General features: G+C 73.4%; 20 protein-coding genes. 6 read left to right on the top strand and 14 right to left on the bottom strand.

What is annotated here, in order from left to right; genetic code table 11:
• Positions 1–80 precede the first annotated feature (80 nt).
• Both AB0L45_RS18875 and AB0L45_RS18880 read right to left on the bottom strand, forming a co-directional pair.
• Positions 81–578, bottom strand: coding sequence for a YbjN domain-containing protein (locus AB0L45_RS18875; RefSeq protein ID WP_365841196.1), 498 nt, complete (start codon positions 576–578; stop codon positions 81–83).
• Complete coding sequence (locus AB0L45_RS18880; protein WP_365841198.1) at positions 571–1,998, bottom strand: glycosyltransferase; 1,428 nt, start codon at positions 1,996–1,998, stop codon at positions 571–573. Before AB0L45_RS18880 ends, AB0L45_RS18875 begins: the two co-directional genes overlap by 8 nt.
• Positions 1,999–2,164: 166 nt before the next feature.
• On the opposite strand from AB0L45_RS18880, the gene AB0L45_RS18885 reads away from it, so the two are divergent.
• Positions 2,165–2,977 carry a class I SAM-dependent methyltransferase gene (locus AB0L45_RS18885; protein ID WP_365841200.1) on the top strand — a complete coding sequence of 271 codons (813 nt, stop codon included), beginning with the start codon at positions 2,165–2,167 and terminating at the stop codon, positions 2,975–2,977.
• Positions 2,978–3,036: 59 nt separating this feature from the next.
• On the opposite strand, the gene AB0L45_RS18890 is transcribed toward AB0L45_RS18885, so the two are convergent.
• From AB0L45_RS18890 to mshD, 10 genes are all read right to left on the bottom strand, one after another.
• Positions 3,037–3,936: a helix-turn-helix transcriptional regulator gene (locus AB0L45_RS18890; RefSeq protein ID WP_365841202.1), complete on the bottom strand. Its 900-nt coding sequence runs from the start codon at positions 3,934–3,936 to the stop codon at positions 3,037–3,039.
• A 139-nt stretch (positions 3,937–4,075) separates the two neighbouring features.
• Positions 4,076–4,498 carry an Hsp20/alpha crystallin family protein gene (locus AB0L45_RS18895; RefSeq protein ID WP_365841373.1) on the bottom strand — a complete coding sequence of 141 codons (423 nt, stop codon included), beginning with the start codon at positions 4,496–4,498 and terminating at the stop codon, positions 4,076–4,078.
• A gap of 121 nt (positions 4,499–4,619) precedes the next feature.
• Positions 4,620–5,081 (bottom strand): NUDIX hydrolase, encoded by a 462-nt coding sequence (locus AB0L45_RS18900; protein WP_365841375.1) that lies wholly within the window; start codon positions 5,079–5,081, stop codon positions 4,620–4,622.
• Positions 5,082–5,229: 148 nt separating this feature from the next.
• Entirely contained in the window at positions 5,230–6,231 is a 1,002-nt protein-coding gene (locus AB0L45_RS18905) for a CHAD domain-containing protein (RefSeq protein WP_365841377.1), read from the bottom strand.
• Positions 6,232–6,364: 133 nt separating this feature from the next.
• Positions 6,365–8,647, bottom strand: a complete 2,283-nt coding sequence (locus AB0L45_RS18910) for an RNA degradosome polyphosphate kinase (protein WP_365841204.1) — start codon at positions 8,645–8,647, stop codon at positions 6,365–6,367.
• A 287-nt stretch (positions 8,648–8,934) separates the two neighbouring features.
• Positions 8,935–9,963, bottom strand: a complete 1,029-nt coding sequence (locus AB0L45_RS18915) for an ABC transporter permease (RefSeq protein ID WP_365841206.1) — start codon at positions 9,961–9,963, stop codon at positions 8,935–8,937.
• Complete coding sequence (locus tag AB0L45_RS18920; RefSeq protein WP_365841379.1) at positions 9,960–10,967, bottom strand: ABC transporter ATP-binding protein; 1,008 nt, start codon at positions 10,965–10,967, stop codon at positions 9,960–9,962. The genes AB0L45_RS18915 and AB0L45_RS18920 overlap by 4 nt, the downstream gene beginning before the upstream one ends.
• 146 nt (positions 10,968–11,113) lie before the next feature.
• A complete protein-coding gene (locus tag AB0L45_RS18925) occupies positions 11,114–11,593 on the bottom strand; it encodes an ATP-binding protein (RefSeq protein WP_365841208.1) in 480 nt (159 codons plus the stop codon).
• 3 nt (positions 11,594–11,596) lie between these two features.
• Positions 11,597–12,478, bottom strand: coding sequence for an MEDS domain-containing protein (locus tag AB0L45_RS18930; RefSeq protein ID WP_365841210.1), 882 nt, complete (start codon positions 12,476–12,478; stop codon positions 11,597–11,599).
• Positions 12,479–12,794: 316 nt separating this feature from the next.
• Positions 12,795–13,742 carry a mycothiol synthase gene (gene mshD, locus AB0L45_RS18935; protein ID WP_365841212.1) on the bottom strand — a complete coding sequence of 316 codons (948 nt, stop codon included), beginning with the start codon at positions 13,740–13,742 and terminating at the stop codon, positions 12,795–12,797.
• 135 nt (positions 13,743–13,877) lie between these two features.
• Here mshD and AB0L45_RS18940 point away from each other — a divergent pair, with 135 nt between their 5' ends.
• The 3 genes from AB0L45_RS18940 (at position 13,878) to AB0L45_RS18950 (ending at position 17,317) form a co-directional block, all read left to right on the top strand.
• Positions 13,878–15,731 (top strand): bifunctional metallophosphatase/5'-nucleotidase, encoded by a 1,854-nt coding sequence (locus AB0L45_RS18940; RefSeq protein WP_365841214.1) that lies wholly within the window; start codon positions 13,878–13,880, stop codon positions 15,729–15,731.
• A gap of 157 nt (positions 15,732–15,888) precedes the next feature.
• Positions 15,889–16,452 carry a DUF3574 domain-containing protein gene (locus tag AB0L45_RS18945; protein WP_365841216.1) on the top strand — a complete coding sequence of 188 codons (564 nt, stop codon included), beginning with the start codon at positions 15,889–15,891 and terminating at the stop codon, positions 16,450–16,452.
• Positions 16,453–16,600: 148 nt separating this feature from the next.
• Positions 16,601–17,317, top strand: coding sequence for an NAD(P)-binding domain-containing protein (locus AB0L45_RS18950; protein ID WP_365841218.1), 717 nt, complete (start codon positions 16,601–16,603; stop codon positions 17,315–17,317).
• A gap of 21 nt (positions 17,318–17,338) precedes the next feature.
• Here the strand turns inward: AB0L45_RS18950 and AB0L45_RS18955 are convergent, their stop codons facing one another.
• On the bottom strand, positions 17,339–17,554 hold the full coding sequence (locus AB0L45_RS18955) for a DUF4287 domain-containing protein (RefSeq protein WP_365841220.1): 216 nt from the start codon (positions 17,552–17,554) through the stop codon (positions 17,339–17,341).
• A gap of 161 nt (positions 17,555–17,715) precedes the next feature.
• Here AB0L45_RS18955 and AB0L45_RS18960 point away from each other — a divergent pair, with 161 nt between their 5' ends.
• Positions 17,716–18,555 carry a hypothetical protein gene (locus AB0L45_RS18960; protein ID WP_365841222.1) on the top strand — a complete coding sequence of 280 codons (840 nt, stop codon included), beginning with the start codon at positions 17,716–17,718 and terminating at the stop codon, positions 18,553–18,555.
• Positions 18,556–18,583: 28 nt separating this feature from the next.
• On the opposite strand, the gene AB0L45_RS18965 is transcribed toward AB0L45_RS18960, so the two are convergent.
• Complete coding sequence (locus AB0L45_RS18965; RefSeq protein WP_365841224.1) at positions 18,584–19,438, bottom strand: NAD(P)H-binding protein; 855 nt, start codon at positions 19,436–19,438, stop codon at positions 18,584–18,586.
• Positions 19,439–19,813: 375 nt separating this feature from the next.
• Between AB0L45_RS18965 and AB0L45_RS18970 the strand changes: the two genes are divergently transcribed.
• A complete protein-coding gene (locus AB0L45_RS18970; RefSeq protein ID WP_365841225.1) occupies positions 19,814–21,139 on the top strand; it encodes a DUF2993 domain-containing protein in 1,326 nt (441 codons plus the stop codon).
• Positions 21,140–21,266 lie beyond the last annotated feature (127 nt).

Below are 21,266 nucleotides of genomic sequence, written 5' to 3' on the forward strand. Positions count from 1 at the left end.
GAGGGAAGGGGGGAGGGAGGTGAGGAGAGGGAGGCGAGGGAAGGGCGGGGAGGGGGTGAGGGGAGGCTGCCGTGGAGCGGTTACGTCGACGGTCGCTGGGTCAGGTTGCTGAACGCTTCCAGGTTGCGCGTCGACTCGCCTCGGGCGACCCGCCACTCGTACTCCTTGCGGATGGCGGAGGCGAAGCCCATTTCCAGGAGGGTGTTGAAGCTGCCGTCGGCGTTCTCCAGGACCGTGCCGAGGATGCGGTCGAGTTCGTCGGGGGTGACGGCCGCGAGCGGGAGTTTGCCGACGAGGTAGATGTCGCCGAGCTTGTCGATCGCGTAACTGACGCCGTACAGGCGGGTGTTGCGCTCCAGGAGCCAGCGGTGCACGGCTTCGTGGTTCTCGTCCGGGCGGCGGACGACGAAGGCGTTGATGGACAGGGAGTGCTTGCCGACGATCAGGGAGCAGGTCGTGGAGAGCTTGCGGGTGCCGGGCAGGGTCACCACGTACGTGCCGTCGGTGGGCGATTCCCACGTCAGGCCGGCGTCGTCGAGAGCCGTCTCGATCACCTGTCGTGCCGTGTCGTCAGCCATGGGGTGATCGTAGGTGACGGCGCCGCTCCTGCATCGCGGCGGTGTACACCTCGGCGGTCGCGGCGGCGGCGGTGTCCCAGCCGAAGGACCGGGCGTGCCGGGCGGCGGCGCCGCCCATCCGGCCGGCCAGCGACGTGTCGCGGGCGAAGCGGCCGAGGGCGCGGGCGTAGTCCGCCGGGTCGTGGCCGGATATGAGGAAGCCGCTGACGCCGTCGCGTACGGCCACCGGGAGGCCGCCGACGGCGGCGGCGATCACCGGGGTGCCGCACGCCTGGGCCTCGATGGCGACCAGGCCGAAGGATTCGCTGTAGGACGGCATGACCAGTACGGACGCGGCGCGGTACCAGTCGGCGAGCTGCTCCTGGCCGACCGGCGGGCGGAAGCGGACGACGTCGGCGATGCCGAGGCGGGCGGCCAGCTTCTGCAGCCCCTCGGGCTTGGCCAGGCCGCTGCCGCTGGGTCCGCCGACCACCGGGACGACCAGCCGCGACCGCAGGGACGGATCCTCGTCGAGCAGGACGGCGACGGCGCGCAGCAGGATGTCGGGGGCCTTCAGCGGCTGGATGCGGCCGGCGAAGAGCGGGATCAGGGCGTCCTGGGGCAGGCCGAGGCGGGCACGGGCGGCGGCGCGCGAGGCGGAGGTGTCCTGGGCGGTGGTGGGGGTGGACTGGACGGAGGTGGGGGCGGGGCCCGTGGGGGCGCCGGGTGCGGTGGGGCGGAAGCGGTCCAGGTTCACGCCCGGGTGTACGACGGCGACCTTGCCCGGCTCGGCCTCGTAGTGGCGCGTCAGCTCCCCGGCTTCCTCCTCCGTGTTCGCGATCAGCCGGTCGGCGGCGCGCACGATCTGGGTCTCGCCGATGACGCGCGCGGCGGGTTCGGGGGTGTCGCCCGCGGCCAGGGCGGCGTTCTTGACCTTGGCCATGGTGTGCATGGCGTGCACGAGCGGGACGCCCCAGCGCTCGGCGGCGAGCCAGCCGACGTGACCGGAGAGCCAGTAGTGGGAGTGCACCAGGTCGTAGTAGCCGGGGCGGTGGCCCGCCCAGGCCTGCATCACGCCGTGCGTGAAGGCGCAGAGCTGGGCCGGCAGCTCCTCCTTGGCCAGGCCTTCGTACGGGCCCGCGTCCACGTGCCGTACGAGGACGCCGGGGGCCAGCTCGACGGCGGGCGGCAGGGTGCCGGTCGTGGCGCGGGTGAAGATCTCGACCTCGATGTTGAGGGAGGCGAGCTTCCTGGCCAGCTCGACGATGTAGACGTTCATGCCGCCGGCGTCGCCGGTGCCCGGCTGGTGCAGCGGGGAGGTGTGCACGCTGAGCATGGCGACCCGGCGTGGGCGGCGGACCGCGCCCGGCAGGCGCAGCCCGGAACGGCCCGGGAACGGACCGTGGGAACGGCTGCGGAGCCTGGACACATATTGGCTCACTGCGGGCTACCTCCTAGCCGGTACGGCCTGGCCGGGGCGTACGGCGCCTCCGAAGCCCGTAACAACGCCAGGGGCGCGTCCATTTCCCTGTGCGCCCGCTCTCGTCCCACTTTGCCAAAGTGTGACCTTGTGACGGGTGAGGCCGGTGGGCGCATAAAGTCAGGACATGGTCCGCAGCACGTCCGCCTCTCCCCCGCCCTCCCGTCCCCTCGGGAACGCGACCCGCGGCACCACCAACCCGAACCGGCTGCGCCGCATGGACCGCTGGATCGCCGCCACCCACGCCGCCGCGCTGCGCCGCGGCCCCGCCCCCGTCGCCGTCGACCTCGGTTACGGCGCCGCGCCCTGGACCGCCGTGGAGCTGCTGGCCCGGCTGCGGACGGTACGGGCCGACGCCCAGGTGGTCGGCATCGAGATCGACCCGGCGCGGGTCGCCGCGGCGGCGCCGTACGCGTGCCCGGGGCTGGTCTTCGCCCACGGCGGGTTCGAGGTGCCGCTGCCGGGGCGGCGGGCGCCGGTGCTGATCCGGGCGGCGAACGTACTGCGGCAGTACGCGGAGGACGAGGTGGCCGCCGTGTGGGAGCGGCTGTGCGCGCGGCTGGCGCCGGACGGGCTGCTGGTGGAGGGTACCTGCGACGAGATCGGGCGGCGGCACGTGTGGGTGGCGCTGGGCCCGGAGGGCCCGCGCACGGTGACCTTCGCGGCCCGCCTCGGTGCCCTCGAAACCCCGTCCGACCTGGCGGAACGGCTGCCGAAGGCGCTGATCCACCGCAATGTGCCGGGCCAGCCCGTGCACGCCTTCCTGCGCGACTTCGACCGGGCGTGGGCGGCGGCCGCCCCGTACGCGTCGCTGGGCGCGCGGCAGCGGTGGATGCGCAGCGTGCTCGCGCTGAGCACGGCGTGGCCGCTGGCCGACGGGCCGCGACGGTGGCGGCAGGGGGAGGTCACGGTGCGGTGGGAGGCGGTCGCGCCGGTGTGAGGTGATCGCTTGCGAGCCGGTCGGTTCCGGGGCGAGGCGCCGCGCCGGTGTGAGGCGCCCTATCCGGCCAGGCCCCCGGCCACCGGCCTCGTTTCCACAGCCACCGGTCCCGGCTCTGCGGCCACCGCCCCCGCCAACTCCCGCAGCTTCCCCGCCGTAGGTGAATCGCGGGGGGCCGTGTACGTGCACAGCGCCTGCCCGGATTCCTGGGGCAGGCGGAAGGTCTCGTAGCTGAGCACGAGTTCGCCGGCCTCGGGGTGGCGTACGCGCTGGGTGCCGCTGCACCGTTCCTGTACGGACTGGGCCGCCCACAGACGCCGGAAGTCGGCGCTCTTGTCCAGCAGTTCGCAGATGACGCCGCAGACGCGGGGGTTCTCGGGGCTCCGGCCGGCTTCGGCGCGCAGGTTGCCGACGATGTTCTCCGCGATCAGTGCCCAGTCCGGGTGGAGGGCGCGCGAGGCCGGGTCGAGGAAGACGAGGAGGGCGGAGTTGCGCCGCTCGGGCTCGATGGCGTCGTAGTCGAAGGTGATGCGGGCGGCGAGGCGGTTCCAGGCGAGGACGTCCATGCCGGGGCCCTGGATGATGGCGGGCACGGTCTCGCCGAGGGCGTCCAGCAGGTGCCGGATCTCGGGCCGTACGCGCCGGGCCGGCTGCGGCGGCGTCGTCGGGCGCCGCGGTGGTACGGCGAGGTTGCGCAGGTAGCGGGCCTCGGCGTCGGACAGGCGCAGGGCGCGTTCGATGGCGTCCAGCACCGGCTCGGAGACGGCGTTGGCGCGGCCCTGTTCGATGCGGGTGTAGTAATCGACGCTGATGCCGGCCAGCTGTGCGACCTCCTCGCGCCGCAGGCCGCGCACGCGGCGCCGGGCGAGGCCGTTCGGCAGGCCGAGTTCGCGGGGGTCCAGTGCGGCCCGGCGCGCCTTGAGGAACGCTCTGATCTCGGATTCCGGATGCACACCCATCGCTCCAGTATGCGGCGCGGGCTGGAGGGGCCGGGGCGCTGCCTGCTGTCGTGCGTCCGGTCGTGCGTCGGGCGGGGCTGCCGGTCCTGGCCGGTGGTGTCGCCGCGGCGCCGCGCTGAGGTGGCGCCGCGGCGCTGCCTCAGTGGGAGATCTGCTTCCGCGAGCTCCCGCCCGCGATCTCGATCTTGCGCGGCTTGGCCCGTTCCGCGACCGGGATGCGCAGGGTCAGGACGCCGTTCTCGTACGCCGCGTCCACCCGATCGCTGTCCAGGGTGTCGCCGAGGAAGAGCTGCCTGCTGAACTTGCCCGTCGTGCGCTCGCTCGCGATCATCTCGGCGCCCTCGGGGGCGGCGGAGGTGCGCTCGGCGCGGACGGTCAGCACATTGCGCTCGACGTCCAGGTCGATGGTCTCCGGGTCGACGCCCGGCAGGTCGAAGTGGATCACGAACTCGTCCCCGGACCGGTAGGCGTCCATCGGCAGCGCCGCCGGACGTGCCGTCGTCCCGAGCACCTGCTGGGTGAGACGGTCGAACTCGCGGAACGGGTCGGTACGCATGAGCATCACGGGTCATCTCCTTCCGAAGGCAGTGGGTGCGATGCCCTTCGCCTTCTGGTATACCCCGGCGCAGGGAAGTTGACAAGCCCCGACTCAAGTGAGCTGAGTAGGTAATGAAAACTCCAGGTCAGGAGGGTGTGGCGGGTCGCATCCCGGGCCGCGCTCCGGGCCCGTCGTGGAGCACCCCCAGCAGTGCGTCCACCAGTTCCTTGTCCCGCTCCTGGGTCAGGACCCGGCGGGCCTGGTCCGGCGGGAGCCACCGGAGGCGGTCGACTTCGAGGGTGGGGTCGAAGGAACCGCCGACGGCTTCGGCGGCCCAGTAGCGGACTTCTTTGGGGCGGCCGTTGGCGAGGTAGTGGGTGGTGGGCAGCCGGGGGCCGGGGACGCACCGCATGCCGGTCTCCTCGGCGACCTCGCGGAGGGCGCCGGCCAGCCAGTCCTCGTCGCGTTTGAGTTTGCCCTTGGGGTGCGACCAGTCGTCGTACTTCGGGCGGTGCACGAGGGCGATCTCCAGGCCGCCGGCCGTGGGGGAACGGCGCCACAGGACGCAGCCCGCCGCCCTGACCGGTTTCCGGGACGACGGCGCCACCGCGTCACCCCTTCCGTGCGGGGCTCCCGGCGCCGCCGTGTCCTCCCGCCCGTGCGGAGATCCCGGCGCCGCCGTGTCGTTCCGTCCGTACGGGTGTGCCGACATCGCCGCGTCCTCCTGCCCGTACCGCTGTCCCGCCATCGTCACCTCACCCTTTCCGTACCGCGGGCCCCGGCTCCGGCACCGGCGCGGAGAGCCACACCCGGCCGAACACGTAGCGGGCCGCTTCGACTTCGTGGCGCTGGTCGGCGTGCAGGACGCCGAGTGCGTACGCGGTGGCGGGGGCGATGCGCGGGGTGCGGGCCGCCGCGGCGGCAGCGGCAGCGGCTTCGGCGGCGTCCCGGTGGCGTTCCAGGGCCCGGCCGGCTTCCGCGAGGCGCGGGTCGGTGTCGTCCGGGTCGGTCACCTCCTGGGCGTACCGGCTGAGGCGGGCGAGCAGCCGTACCTGGTGCCAGGGGCCGTCCTGCCGCGAGTCGGCGGTGCGGGCTTCGGCGTGGTACGCCTGGCCGGCGCGGGCCAGCGGCAGGGCCGCGACGGCGTCCGCGAGGCGCCGGTGGGCCTGTTCGGCCAGGGGGAGCAGCGCGTCGGCGGCGGGCCGGTCGGCCGTGGTGGCGAGGGGTGCTTCCGAGGCGAGTACGGCCACGGCGTCGGCGACGGCGTGGAAGCGGGAGGAGCCGAGCGCCTGGAGGGCGGCGGAATGGGCGCGGGTGCGGGCGAGGGTGATCTGCCGTTCCAGCAGGGCGCCGGCGCGCGCGGCTCCGGCGGACAGGAGGGCTTCGGCCGCGTCGGGGTCCGGTGTGTCCCGGGAGGCGGCGGACGCGGCGCTGGCGCCGGTCTGGGCCGTGAGGCGCTGGAGTGCGCCCAGCAGCCGGTCCAGCCGCGCCGTGCCGGCGTGCTCGCGGGCCAGTGTGCCGGACAGCCAGGCCAGTTCGCCGCGCAGGTGATCGGCCCACTTCTCGTCCGTCAGCGGGCGGAAGGTGTGCAGCGCGCCGCCGATCCGCCGGGCGGCGGAGCGCAGGTGGCGGGCGGACTCGCGGGTGCTGTCCGCGTCCGGGCCGCTCTCGCCGTGGGAGCGCAGGCTGCGCAGGAAGTCCGTCGCCTGGTGGTGCAGGTATCCGGCGAGGACGTCGCCGGCGGTGCGTCCGGCCAGTGCGGAGCCGTCGGTTCCGTACGGGCGCGGGCGGCTGCCGGGGCGTACCGGTGCTCCGGGCCGGGCCGGGCCGTCGGCCAGCGCGGCCGGCGCGCCGCCGGTCCCGGCCGGCTCGTAGCGGAGCGGGGGGAAGTCATGTCGCTGGGCCACGCCGGCGCCTCCGGGCGTCAATGAGCATTTCCTGTACGTTGCGCAGCGGCGCGCCGTCCGCGTCGGCCGCGTGCCGGGTCCAGTTGCCGTCCGGGCCCAGGTGCCAGGACGAGGTGGAGTCCGACGTGCCGGTCTCCAGGAGCCGGTTGAGGGCGGCGCGGTGGGCCGGGTCGGTGACCCGTACCAGCGCCTCGATCCGCCGGTCCAGGTTGCGGTGCATCATGTCGGCGCTGCCCAGCCAGACCTCGGGTTCGCCGCCGTTGCCGAAGGCGAACACCCGGGAGTGTTCGAGGAAGCGGCCGAGCACGCTGCGCACCCGGATGTTCTCGCTGAGCCCTTCGACACCGGGCCGCAGGGCACAGATGCCGCGTACCCACACATCGACCGGTACACCGGCCTGGGACGCGCGGTAGAGCGCGTCGATGACGGCCTCGTCGACCATCGAGTTGACCTTGATGCGGACGTAGGCGGGCCGCCCGGCGCGGTGGTGCGCGATCTCCTTGTGGACGCGCTGGACCAGGCCGTCCCGCAGGGACTTGGGCGCGACCAGCAGCCGCCGGTAGGTCTCCCGGCGGGAGTAGCCGCTGAGCCGGTTGAAGAGGTCGGAGAGGTCAGCGCCGACCTGCGGGTCGGCGGTCAGCAGCCCCAGGTCCTCGTACAGCCGGGCCGTCTTGGGGTGGTAGTTGCCCGTGCCCACGTGGGAGTAGCGGCGCAGCATCTCGCCTTCCTGGCGGACGACGAGCGACAGCTTGCAGTGCGTCTTGAGGCCGACCAGCCCGTACACCACATGGCAGCCCGACTCCTCCAGTTTGCGCGCCCACTTGATGTTGGCCTGTTCGTCGAAGCGCGCCTTGATCTCCACGAGGACGAGCACCTGCTTGCCGGACTCCGCCGCGTCTATCAGCGCGTCGACGATCGGCGAGTCACCTGAAGTGCGGTACAGCGTCTGCTTGATGGCGAGTACGTCCGGGTCCGCGGCGGCCTGCTCCAGGAACGCCTGGACGGAGGTGGAGAAGGAGTCGTACGGGTGGTGGAGCAGCACGTCACGGGCGCGCAGCGCGGCGAAGATGTCGGGCGCGGACGCCGATTCGACCTCGGCGAGGTCGCGGTGGGTGCCCGCGACGAACTTGGGGTACTTCAGCTCCGGGCGGTCCAGGGCGCCGATCCCGAAGAGGCCGGTCAGGTCCAGCGGGCCGGGCAGCGGGTAGACCTCGGAGTCGGAGACCTTCAGCTCCTGGACGAGCAGGTCCAGGACGGCCGGGTCGATGGACTCCTCGACCTCCAGGCGCACCGGCGGCCCGAAGCGGCGGCGCATCAGCTCCTTCTCCAGCGCCTGGAGGAGGTTCTCCGCGTCGTCCTCCTCGACCTCCAGGTCCTCGTTGCGGGTCACCCGGAACATGTGGTGCGCCCGTACCTCCATCCCGGGGAACAGCTCCTCCAGGTGGGCGGCGATCACGTCCTCGATGGGCACGTAGCGCTGCGGCGCGGCCTCCAGGAAGCGGGAGAGCAGCGGCGGGACCTTGACCCGGGCGAAGTGGTCGTGGCCGCTGACCGGGTTGCGTACGACGACGGCCAGGTTCAGGGAGAGGCCGGAGATGTACGGGAACGGGTGGGCCGGGTCGACGGCGAGCGGGGTGAGGACCGGGAAGATCTGCTGGCGGAAGAGGGTGAACAGGCGGGCCTGCTCCTTCTCGGTCAGCTCGGGCCAGCGGATCAGGTGGATGCCCTGGTCGGCGAGTTCGGGGGCGACGTCCTGCTGGTAGCAGGCGGCGTGCCGGGCCATCAGCTCGCGCGAGCGGGTCCAGATGAGGTCCAGCACCTCGCGGGGCTGGAGGCCGGAGGCGGAGCGGGTGGCGACGCCGGTGGCGATGCGCCGTTTGAGGCCCGCGACGCGCACCATGAAGAACTCGTCGAGGTTGCTGGCGAAGATCGCGAGGAAGTTGGCCCGTTCGAGCAGCGGGGTGGCCGGGTCCTCGGCCAGTTCCAGGACCCGCTCGTTGAACGCCAGCCAGCTGCGCTCGCGGTCCAGGAAGCGGCCGGCGGGCAGCTCCGCGCCGTCGGCGCCGGCCGCGCCGGTCTCCTCGTAGTCGTCCAGGTCCGCGTCGAGGTCGGGTTCCAGCTCGGGCACCGGCACGGCGACCGCGTGCGGGCGGTGTGCGGCTATGGAGCCCACCGACGGCTGCGCGGACGGCGGCAGGTGGGCCGCCGTGCGGGACGTGGTCGGCTCGGTCCGGTCCGTGTCCTGGGCGCTGGGCTGCTGGTTCATGGCCTTATTCTTCCGCGCCGGGGGCTTTGTCAGCCCGTCGGACGGAGTCGGTACGGGGCGCAGGCGGCGACCGGCGGCATTCGGGACAGCGGGCTGCATTCAGCGATGCTCGCAAGCGACATTGAATCGCCGGTAACGGGGACGTGGCGGACAGGCAAGCGGGCCGCTACTCCCCGGTGTTTACATTCCCGTGCCTTGCGTTTCCGGGGGCGCGCCCCACGGGGCGCACGAGGGGGCGCGTGTCCGCTCCGGCGTACGCCCCCCTGACCCGCGCCCCCGCCCGCCCCTCAGCGGTGCCGCAGCACCCGCGAGGCGACCGGGAACAGCGCTGCTGCCAGCAGCACGGCCACGCCCACCGCCAGGGCGGATTCCGTCCAGGCGAGCTGCCAGTGCTGGGTGACCGGGTGGCTGTCGAGGTACGCGGCCACCACCTCGTGCCCGTCGCCGCAGGCCGCATAGCCCTCTCCGGCGGCGCAGCTCGCGTCCGGCAGCCGGACGCCGGACGCGGTCAGCAGGCCGCCGCCCTGGTACCAGGAGGCGTCCGGCAGCTCGGAGGCGTCGGTGGCGCCCGAGGCGGACCACGTGGTCACGGTCTCCGCCAGGTGCGGGCGCACGGTGGCGAACCCGTACGTCAGGAAGCCCACGAGGACGGCGGTCAGCGCCACCGCGGGCAGCGTGCGCCGTACCACCAGACCGGTCAGTACGCCCGTCACGAACGCCGCCAGGCAGTGCGCGACCGGGACCGGCCCGAGCGCGTCGAAGGCCCGCTGCGTGTACCAGTAGACGCCGGAGACCTCGTCGAGAGCGGGCCGCAGGCACCACGTGACCAGCGCGGCCAGGGCCGACGACGCCACCAGCACGATCGCGGCCGGCACCGCGCACTTCGCGGCCAGCCAGCGCGCCCGGCTCACCGACTGCGTCCAGGCCAGCCTGGCCGTGCCGTGCTCCAGCTCGCGGGCGATCAGCGGGGCGCCCAGGAACATGCCGGCCGCGGCGGGCAGCAGCGCCATGGCCGTGGTGATCAGATTGACCGGAGCCGTGTACCTGGCGCGGAAGGCGGCCACCGCGTCCTGGGTGCCCGCGCAGGCCGGCAGCCGGGAGATCTCCGAGCAGCCCGCGATGTGGTGGCTGTCGATGAACCCGGCCATCCGCAGGCGCAGCACCACCGCACCGGCCGCGCAGACGGCCACGAGCACCGCGAACAGCCGGACCGTCCAGCGGTGCTGACGCCAGACCAGCCAGGCCGCGCCGCGCAGCGGGCTGCGCCAGACCCGTACGGTGTGCCGGTCGGCGCCTCGCGTCGTACCGGCGCTCACCTGCTGCGGTTCCCTTCGGCGGGGCGGGCGTGCGGGCCGCCGCGGCGCGGGCCCGCCGCGCGGGGCTCGGCGCTCGGCGCGATCAGCTCGGGCGCCTCGGGCGCCCGCAGGTAGGAGAGCAGCAGCTCTTCGAGGGTCGGGTCGCCGGCCTGCCACGGCCCGGTGACCGGGCCCTGCCGCCGTACGAGGGCGGTGAGCTGCCGTCCGGTGACGCGCGATTCGATCACCGTGTGCGCGGCGATCTCCGGCGGCAGCCCGTCCGCTCCCCCGGTGGCGCCCGGGTACGGGCCGGTCAGGACCGTGTGGGCGCCGAGCACGTCGTCGGCCTCGCCGGCCACCCGTACCCGGCCGTCCGCGAGGACCAGCAGGTAGTCGCAGACGCCGTCGAGTTCGGCGAGGACGTGCGAGGACAGCACGACGGTGGTGCCGTGCTCGGCGGCCTGGGTCATCAGCAGGCCGGTGATCTCGTGGCGTACGAGGGGGTCGAGGTCGGCCAGTGGCTCGTCGAGCAGCATCAGTTCGGGCCGCTTGGCGAACACCAGGGCCAGCGCGACGCGGGTGCGCTGCCCGGACGACAGCGCGCCGACGCGCGCGTCGAGGGGGACGCCGCCCTCCCGTACGATCCGCTCCGCCGTCTCGCGGCTCCACCGGGCCCGGTTGAGCTCGTAGCCCATGCGCAGGGTCTCGGCGACGGTCAGCCGCGGGTACAGCGGCTTGTCCTGGGTGAGGAAGGCGACGTGGGCGCGGCCCTGTGGGGTGGTGGGGTCGACGCCGAAGACCGTGACGCTGCCCTCGGTCGGCCGGCGCAGCCCGGAGGCCAGCGAGAACAGGGTGCTCTTGCCGGCGCCGTTGGGCCCGACGAGGGCGCACAGGCGGCCGGCCGGCAGGCGGAAGGTGCAGTTCCGCAGGGCCCAGCCGCGGCGGATCCGCAGGCCGAGGCCGACCGCCTCGACTGCGGTGTGCCCCGCGATCCGGCCGGCGGGGTCGCTCCTGCGGCGCAGCACGCTCTCCTGTCCCTCCACCGTCTCCGGCCACGTCAGTTCCACTAATGAAGTAGTGGAAGGGTCGGCCACGGGTGTCGCGCCTGTCAACCCGGTGCCGCGGCCGCCCGCCGGGCGGGGCCGGGCCGGCCGGTCTCCGGGGCGCCGGGTCAGCAGGCCGGGTACACCAGCCGTACGGAGCAGGTGACGACGGCGCCCCGGGGCCGCGGGCCGCTGCCCGGGGCGATCTCCAGCCCGTCCGTCAGCTGCCGTACGGTCCACAGCCCCCAGCCCGTCGTACTGCCCAGCTCGGGCGGCCGGTCGGGGATGACGGACAGGTCGAATCCCGGACCGCTGTCGGAGACGCGGCAGCACACCAGCGCACCCCTCCGGTACAGCCGCAGCAGTCCGCCGCCCCCCGCGTGCCGGATCGCGTTGTCGGCCAGTTCGTTGGCGGACAGCAGCAGGGCGTTGCGGCGGCGGCCGGCCAGGCCCAGGCGGGTCGCGTACGCGCCGAGCGCCACCCGCAGGCGCGGCAGGTCGGCCGGGCCGAAATCGGTCTCCAGGCAGTGGTCCGCGGGGAGGTCCGCAGCCGGCCCCGGCGGCCGCTCCGGGCGCCCGGCGGGGGAACCCTGAGTCGTCGGTCCCATGCGTCACTCGCCTTCCACGGTCAGCTGCGGGATGTCGAGCGCCCCCAGAAGCGAGAACGTGTGGGCGTGTATGCCGTCGCACCGGATGACGACGCGTCTGCCGTCCTCGGCGGCCAGCCGCAGCACGGCCCGCGCGCAGTAGACGTCGAGGAAGGTCAGCTCGGTGAGGTCCAGGACGACGCGCGGCGCGCCGGCTTCGGTGATGCGGCGCAGCGCGTCGTTGAACGGTTCACGGGTGGACAGGTCGGCCTCGCCGACCAGCCGCAGCCCGAACGTGCCGGGCCCGGACTCCGCGGCCGGGAGGGCCAGCAGCGCGCCGGGGCGTTTCAGCAGGGCCGTGGGGTGGCCGACCGCCGCCCGGTCCAGTACGTCGCCGCTGAACCGGGACTCGTCGTACGTACAGATCTCGGTGTAGTGCGCGTCGGCGAACAGGTGGTGGCAGCCCTCGCTCTCCCGCCACAGGACCCGTTCGATGTCGGCGCCGAAGGACGCCACCCAGGCCATGTCGATGGCGCTGCGGACCGTCGGGTACCCCTGCTCCAGCGCCTCCTCGACCTCCCGCCGCAACCCCGCCATCTGCCGTTCCACCGAAATGGCCGCCGGCCGCCACATCCGGTCCATGGTCAGCAGCTTCAGCTGGCCGCGCTCCAGGGACGGTCCGACCGGCGGGCCGTACGCCTCCAGGTGCTCCAGCACGGTGGCGTCGGGCAGCGCGGGGTCCGCGAAGAGCAGCACCCGCTCGCCGCGGGCGATGCCGGTCTGCGCGAACGAGCCGATCGTGGACCAGCACGACTCCTCGTCCGCGTAGCTCGCGAAGGCGTGGTCCCCCGGCCGCAGGCGCTCCACCGGCACGATGCGGGTGTGCTCTTCGGCATGGAAGGGCAAGGAACTCTCCTACGTCTGCCGCCGTGTTGGCCGTGCCCCGGACCGCACCCGGGCACGCGCGTGCGGGCACTCAGGCGGGAGGGTAGCGGGACGCACGGCGCCGCCGGCCCGAAGTGCGGGACGGCGGCGCTGATGGATCACTGTGCGGCGGACCGTGATCGGTTGTGTTCGCTGTACGGCGGAACGAGGCGGCCTGTACGCCGGGTTCTGTCACCTGGGGCGAGACGCCGGGTTCTGTCAACCGGCGCGAGACGCCGGGCTCCGTCAGCTGGCGCGAGCCGGTCCCGCGCACGCCCCCGGGCAGGCGCCCGCGCGCTCACGTCTCCGTGCGGTACATCAGGTCCGTCTCGTGCGTGGTGAAACCGAGCCGCTCGTAGACGGTCACGGCGGGCACGTTGTCCGCGTCGACGTAGAGCATCGCGGTCGGCACGCCCTGGCCCGCCAGGTGCCGCAGCCCGATCGCGGTGAGCGCCTTGCCGAGGCCGCCGCCCTGCGCGTCCGGCCGGACGCCGACCACGTACACCTCGCCCAGGCCCTCCGCGGCGTGGACCTTGGTCCAGTGGAAGCCGATCAGCCGGCCGGCGCGCTCCGCGAGGAAGAAGCCCTTGGGGTCGAACCACGGCTCGGCCTTGCGGTCGTCCAGGTCGCGCTGGGTCAGCGAGCCCTGCTCGGGGTGGTGGGCGAAGGCCGCCGCGTTCGCCTCCAGCCAGGCCGCGTCGTCGGTGCCCGGCTGGAAGGTCCGGACGGACACCCCGTCCGGAAGAATCGGTTCCGCCAGGTCCAGGCCGGTCAGCGGGCGGCGCATCTGCCGCAGTTCACGGAAGAGCGTCATGCCGAGGGTCTGGGCGAGGTGGCGGGCCGCGGAGTGGCCGCCGTGCGCCCACACCCGCAGGCGGCGCCCGGACTGGTCCAGCAGCCCGGTGCCCAGCGCGCGGCCGTGGCCGTGGCCCCGGTGCGACGGGTGCACCACCAGTTCGGCGGCGGGTGCCTCCACGGGGTCGGTGTCCTCCAGCTGGGCGTACCCGGCGAGCACCCCGGCCTCGTCGTCCGGCCCGCCCGGTACGTACAGCAGCAGGTGCCGTACGCCCTCGCGCCGCCCGCCGCGCAGCTGGAGCCGCCCCTGCTCGGACACGGCGGCCTGCCCGTCCGTCGCCGCGGCCTGCTCGATCAGTGCGAGGACGGCGGCGGCCGTGTCCGGCGTCAGCTCGTCGGCGGCCTCGATCCGCCGGCCCGTCCGGCTCTTGTCCTGTGCTGCGTCAGTCATGCTCCGAAGCGTACGGCCCGGGGGCCGGTACACCCGATGCACACCGGTCCGCCACCTGTCACCCCCTGTTCCGCTACGCGCGTTGACCGTAGGCTGCGTCCGCTCGGACACCAGCACACAAGGGAGACCCTCCTCATGTCACCGAGACCGCAGCGGCGGCGCGCGACGCGCCGACTGACGGCCGGAGCAGCGGTGCTCGCCGCCGCCGTCGGCATCACGGCCGCGGCACCGGCCGGCGCCGAGACCGCCGCCACCGCCGGCCCCGCCGCCCACGCCCGCCACGGGCACGGCCACGGCGGGGGCCACGCCTCCCGCACCGTCGACGTGCAGCTGCTCTCCTTCAACGACTTCCACGGCAACCTGGAGTCCCCACAGGGCTCCGCCGGCACCGTCGAGGAGCAGCAGGCCGACGGCAGCCGGAAGAAGATCGAGGCGGGCGGCGTCGAGTACCTGGCCAACTCGCTGCGTACGGCGCGCAAGGGCCACCCGTACTCGGTCACCGCGGCGGCCGGCGACATGGTGGGCGCCAGCCCGCTGCTGTCCGGGCTCTTCCACGACGAGCCGACGATCGAGGCCATGAACAAGCTCGGCCTGGACGTCACCTCCGTCGGCAACCACGAGTTCGACGAGGGCCGCGCCGAGCTGACCCGCCTCCAGAAGGGCGGCTGCCACCCCACCGAGGGCTGCTACGAGAAGGGCAAGCGCTTCAAGGGCGCCGACTTCCCGTACCTCGCCGCGAACGTCACCGACGAGAAGACCGGCCGCCCGGTCCTCAAGCCGTACACGGTCTGGAAGCACAAGGGCGTCAAGATCGGCTTCATCGGCGTGACGCTGGAGGGCACGCCCGACGTGGTCAGCGCCAACGGCGTCAAGGGCCTGAAGTTCCACGACGAGGCCGAGACCATCGACAAGTACGCCAAGGAGCTGGACCGGCAGGGCGTGAAGTCGATCGTCGCGCTGATCCACGAGGGCGGCCTGCCCGCCTCCACGGCGTACAACTACGACTGCGACAGCCCCGGCCCCGGCTCCGGCCTCTCCGGGCCGATCGCGGAGATCGCCAAGAAGGTCACGCCGAAGGTGGACGCGCTGGTCACCGGCCACACCCACCAGGCGTACGCGTGCACGGTCCCGGACCCGTCCGGGATGCCGCGCACCGTCACCTCGGCGGCCTCGTTCGGCAAGCTCTACACGGACACCACGCTCACCTACGACCGCCGCACCAAGGACATCGTCCGTACGTCGGTGAAGTCGGCCACCGCGCGCAACCACGTCGTCAACCGCACACAGCCCAAAGCGGCCGACATGACCGCGCTCATCCAGCGCTGGAACAAGCTGGCCGCACCGGTCGCGAACAAGCCCGTCGGGTACATCTCCGCCGACATCCCGGGCCGCGGGGCGGCGACCCCGGAATCGCCGCTCGGCGACCTGATAGCCGACGCGCAGCTGGAGGCCACCAAGGCCGACGGCAAGGGCGGCGCGCAGCTCGCCCTGATGAACCCCGGCGGGGTGCGGGCCGACCTGGCGCACAAGGCGTCCGGGAGTGAGGGGGACGGCGTCGTCACCTACGGCGAAGCCTTCACCGTGCAGCCCTTCACCAACATGACCAACGTCGTGACCCTCACCGGCGCGCAGCTGCTGACCGCACTCCAGCAGCAGGTCAGCGGCGCGAACGAGGCGTCGCCGAAGATCCTTCAGGTGTCCGAGGGGCTGACGTACACCCTGGACCTGACCAAGTCCGGCGCCGGCCGCGTGGTCGCGGACACGGTGCGGCTCGACGGCGCGCCGCTCGACCCCGCCAAGAGCTACCGCGTCGCCATGAACGAGTTCCTGGCCGGCGGCGGTGACGGCTTCACCGTCCTGAAGGAGGGCAAGGACAAGTACGTCGGACCGTCCGACCTGGACGCGCTCACCGCGTACCTGACGGCGCACTCCTCGGCCTCCGCGCCCCTCGCGCCGCCGAAGGCGGACCGGATCACGGTCGTGAAGTAGCGCGCGTACGCCGTACGACAGCGGCCCGGCGGGAGGCTCCCGCCGGGCCGCGAGGGTGCCGAAGGGATGTCCGGAACCGGCCGGGGACAGAGCGCGCGAACCGCTCCGGCTCGCTACCTTCCCCCCGTCCACCGCTCTTCCGACGGAAGGCACACCCATGACGCAGCCCCGCACGCGCTCCGGTTCCCCCGGCTCCCGCCTCCTCCGGCGCTCCCGCCTGCGCCTGGCGGCGCTCACCCTGAGCGCCGCGCTCCTGGGCGCGGGAGCGCCCACCGCGTACGCCGCGTTCACCGAGGAGTCCGGGCCGGCCGCCACCGCCACGCACCCCGCCGCGTCCGGGAAGGCCGCCGCTCCGCAACGAGCCGCCGCCTCTCGGAAGGCCGACGAGGGGCGGCCCTACATCGAGACGAGCCTGCTGTTCGGCACCGCACGTCCCGACGGTGGCGCGCCGGTCACCGACAAGGAGTTCCGGGCCTTCGTGGACGCGGTCGTCACCCCGCGCTTCCCCGACGGGCTCACCGTCCAGGACGGTTACGGGCAGTACCGCGACTCGCACGGCACGATCGAACGAGAGCGCTCGTACGAGTTGACGCTCCTGTACCCCACCTCCGAGGCCGGCCCCGCCGACCCGAAGATCGAACAGATCCGGGCCGCCTACCTGAAGCGGTTCGGCCAGGAGTCGGTGGCCCGCGTCGACGACCGTGCGCGGGTCGACTTCTGACGCGGGGCCCGGACCGGCACAGCATGTTCACCCCGAGGTGAACATGAGCTAGGGTGGCGGCAGTCCGGCCGGGAACGCGGGGCACGGCTGCGGGCAGACGTGGTCGGCCGGACCGCCGATCCGCCACTACAGCAGCGAGGTTGAGGCAATGCCGACTCTGGGGATCATCGGGAGCGGGCACATCGGCACGGCGGTCGCCCGGCTGGCGGTGGCCGCCGGCATCCCGGTGGTGGTGGCCAACTCCCGCGGCCCGCACACCCTCGTGCGGCTCGTCGGAGAGCTGGGCCCGGCGGCCGCCGCCGGCACCGCCGAGGAGGCAGCGCTGGCCGGTGACCTCGTCGTGACGGCCGTACCGCTGACGGCCGTACCCGCCCTGCCCGCGGCCGCCCTGCGGGGCCGGACCGTGCTGGACACCACCCACTACCACCCGGAGCGCGACGGCCGGATCACCCCGCTCGACCGCGCCGAGCTGACCACCGCCGAACTGGTCGGCCGGCACCTGCCCGGCGCGCACCTGGTCAAGGCGTTCAGCACGATCCTGGCGCACCACCTCCCCCAGCTGGCCCGCCCCACCGGCGCTCCGGACCGCTCCGCGCTGCCGGTCGCCGGTGACGATCCGGCCGCGAAAGCCCTGGCCGCGGAACTCGTCGACCGGCTCGGCTACGACACGGTGGACGCGGGCCCGCTCGCCGCCAGTTGGCGCTTCGAACCGGGCACGACCGCCTGCACCCGCCTGTACGCCGCCGACCCGGACGCCCCCTACGACCGGCTGCCCGACGTCCCCGGCCTCCCCGTACCGGCCGAAGGCCTGCGCACCGCCCTGGCCCAGGCCCGCCGCCCGCGCCTCACCGCCCGCACGCCCTGACCGCCCCCCCGTCGACGCGGGTCACTTGCCGCCGGCCTCCACGAGGGTGTGCGCCACCAGAGCGTTGGCGTGGCCGTGTCCCATCCCGTGCTCGGCCTTGAGCCAGCCGACCAGCTCCATGCGCCTGGTCAGCGAAGAAGCACGGATGAGGCCCTGCCACTCGGCTATGGACCGCCCGTACTTCTTCTCGATCGAGGGGAAGTAACTGGCCGGGCCCTTCACAGCGTTCTGAGTCATGGACGCAGTCTGGCACCCCCCACTGACAACGCCCCCGACTCGCCCGTCTCCGCGCCCTCCGCGCCCTCCCGCACGCACCGAAAGAGCTGGTCAGAGCGGGGCCGGCAGGCCGGTTAGCGTTGCGGAGAATCGATTCTTCTCAAGAAAGCGCAGAGCCGCCCATGTCATCCACCCGGCCCCGCCTCCTGTTCGTGACCGACCTGGCCTACCAGGCGAAGGGCCGACGGTACTGCGACGAGGACATCTTCCTCTCGTCCCGGCTGCGCGCGGACTTCGACCTGGCCCTGTGCCACCCGCTGGAAGCAGCGGCCCTGATGGACGCCTTCGACCTGACGGTGATCCGCAACAGCGGCCCCGTCCTGAACCACCAGGAACAGCACGCCGCCTTCCGCGCCCGTGCGCTGGCGACCGGCGCGCGCGTCTACAACGAGCTCACGGGCCAGGCCGACATGGCCGGCAAGCAGTACCTGCTGGACCTGACCGCCGCGGGTCTCCCGGTCATCCCGACCGTCGACGCCGCCGCTGACCTGGGGCGCCTTCCGGACGCCGCCGAGTACGTGGTCAAGCCGAAGCTCGGCGCCGACTCGATCGGCCTGGAGTTCGTCCCGCGCGACCGGCTCGCGGACCTGCGGTACGGCGACGTGCTGGTCCAGCCGCGCATCGACTTCGCCTACGAGGTCTCCTTCTACTTCATCGACCACACCTTCCAGTACGCCTTGTACGCGCCGCGCCCCGGCCGGCGGTGGCACCTGGAGCGTTACCGGCCCGACGAGGCCGACCTGGAGTTCGCCCGGTCGTTCGTCGCCTGGAACACCGTCGGCCACGGCATCCAGCGCGTGGACGCCTGCCGCGCTCCGGACGGCCGCCTCCTCCTCGTCGAACTGGAGGACCTCAATCCGTATCTGTCGCTGGACCTCCTGGACGACGCCACCCGCGACACGTTCGTCGAGAACCTGACGTCGTCCCTGCGCGCCTTCCTCGACACGCCCCGCACCGCCTGAGGTGCCGCGCGCTCCAACGCCTGTCCGGTCAGCGGAAGTCAGCCGCGTGGTCCTCGGCCCACTGCTCGAAGGAGCGGGCCGGGCGGCCGGTGACCCGCTGCACCGTGTCCGTGACCGGCGCCGTCGTGCCGACGGCCGTGGCGAACAGGCGGAAGAGCTGGAGCAGAGTCTCCTTCGGCATCCCCGGCGTCGCGCGCTCCTCGGCGGCCGCCTCCTCGGAGACCGTCTCCACCCGCGTCGGGCGTCCGGTCACCCGCCCGATGGCGGCGACCTGCTCCTCCCTGGTGAGGGACGCCGGTCCGGTGACCACGTACACCTGGCCGGCGTGGGCACCCGTACCGTCCAGGAGGGCCGCCGCGGCGACGGCGGCGAGGTCGTCCTCGTGGACGGGCGAGGTGGCGGCGCCCGGGTGCGGGTCGCGGACCACGCCGCTCTCCCGGATCTCCTCGGCCCATTGGAGCGCGTTGGCGGCGTACGCGCCGCCGCGTACGAAGGTCCATTCCAGGCCGGAGGCGCGTACGGCCTCCTCCACGGCGCCGTGCATCCGGGCGAGGAAGTTGCCCTCGTCCTCCGGGCCGCCGGTGACCGCTATGGAGGAGTTGAGGACGATGCGCCGGACGCCGGCCCGCGCCGCCGCCTCGACGACCGTACGGGCCGCGTCTCCGCCGCCCGCCGCCAGGTTGAGGAAGAGGGCGTCGGCGTCGCGCAGGGCCGGTCCGAGCGAGGCCGGGTCGGTGAGGTCCGCCCGTACCGTCTCGGCCCCGGCCGGCAGCGCGGCCCGGTCGGGGTCGCGGGTCAGGGCCCGTACCGGGGCGCCCTCCGCGAGCAGCTGTCCGACCAGACTGCGGCCGATGTTGCCGGTGGCACCGGTTACTACGATCATCGCTGCGCCCTCTCGGGAAGGGGGTACGTCGCGGTCCGCCGTACCTCTGCTGACCTTGGTCAACGCCGGGCGGCGCGGGGAATTCCCGGCACCGGCGGTCCGTCGCGCGCCGGTCGGCCCGCAGCGCGGCGGGGCCTGGACCGGCGGGTGCCGAGCGGGCGGGACAAGCCCGCGTATACCTCACTTACCACCAGTAGGACTTGCGTTCGAGGGTCGTCAGCATGGTGGGATGTCCGGATGCGCCTCCCCACACGCATACCCTCACCCTCGAAAAACGTCCCCCCACCAGGAACTCGGACACCAGCACAACCAGCAGCAGCGGACCGGCGATCCCCCACCGCAGCCGCACATGACGAACAGGGCAGCACGGGCGATATGGGCGGCATAGGCGGACACGGCAGCAGCGCCTCCGGACCGGGCGACGGGCCCGGCACCCGGCAGTTCGAGAAGATCAACCCGTACGCGGACCTGGCCGCGCTCGCCGACCCCGAACCGGAGCCCGCAGCGGACCCGCCGGCCGGCCCGGCGCCGCTGACCCGGCGTACCTACCTCAACGAGCGCGACGACAGCGACGATCCGCTGGGCCTGGGACTGCGCTCCGACGAGGACGACCCGGACGCCTGGACGCCGCCGAACCACCGCCGCCGCAAACGCGGGATCAGGCGGTTCGCGGCGGTGTCGAAGACGGTGAAGCTGCTGGTCGCGCTCCTGGTGTGTGTGGCGTTCCTGGCACTGTCGGACCGCTTCGCCGTGCTGTACGCGCAGAACAAGGCCGAGGAGCAGCTGAAGAAGTCGCTGCACCTGAACGCCAATCCGGAAGTGGACATCAAGGGCTTCCCCTTCCTGACGCAGGTGCTCGGCAAGCGGCTCGACCAGGTGGACGTCACCGTGCCCGACCTGGCGGCCGACCGGGTGTCGCTGGCCAAGGTCGAGGCGAGCGCGCGGGACATCCGGCTCGACGGCGACCTGCCCGCCTCCATCAGCGGCGCGACGGTCGGCACCGTGCGCGGCACCGTCCTGCTGTCGTTCGACGACATGAACCGGGAACTGGGCGCCTCCCAGGTACGGTTCAGCGAGCTGGGCCCCAACTCCGTACGGGCCGTCGGGCAGCTGCCCATCGCCGGGCACGAGCTGCGCGTACAGGCCGAGGCGCACATCAAGCAGGCCGGGGACCGCGGCATCTCCACCGACATCAGCAACATGCGCCTGGACATCGCCGACGTGGCCGTCTACCGCCCGGGCACCGGCAAGGAGGAAGGCCTGCGGCTGACCCGCAAGGCCGCGGCCGAGATGAGCCGGCAGGCCGCCAAGGTGAAGGCGCTGCTGGGCGTGCCCGCCATCGCCAAGCGCCTGGGCATCCCACAGCAGGCCATCGACGACGCGCTGCGCAACGAGAAGAAGCTGCACGAGCTGACCGGCGCGCCGCGCTTCATCGAGCAGCTGATGCAGGTCAACCTCGTCGATGTGGTGGTCGACCACCCGTGGCTGCTCCAGAAGGTCGGCATCGACCCGAAGATCCTGGGCGCGCTGTCCGGGCTGACCAAGCCGCAGCTGGCCGACCAGCTGTCGCTGTCCTTCCGGCTGCCGGACACGCCCGGTGACGTGCGGCTGCGTGACATCTCGGTGGAGAAGGACGGGATCCGGGTGCGGATCTCGGGTGCGGGGCTGCCGGTCGGCAGCGCCGCGAAGGGCAAGAAGTAGCGGGAAACACGGGAAACAGCGGAAGTAGCACGAAGCAGGCGGTGGCCGCGGGGCGAGCCCTCTCGGCCACCGGCCACCAGCCATCCGCACGGTCCTGGCCCTGGCTTCCCGGGCCCGGCCCCCGGGC

The sequence above is a fragment of the Streptomyces sp. NPDC052496 genome, assembly GCF_040679095.1.
GTDB lineage: Bacteria > Actinomycetota > Actinomycetes > Streptomycetales > Streptomycetaceae > Streptomyces.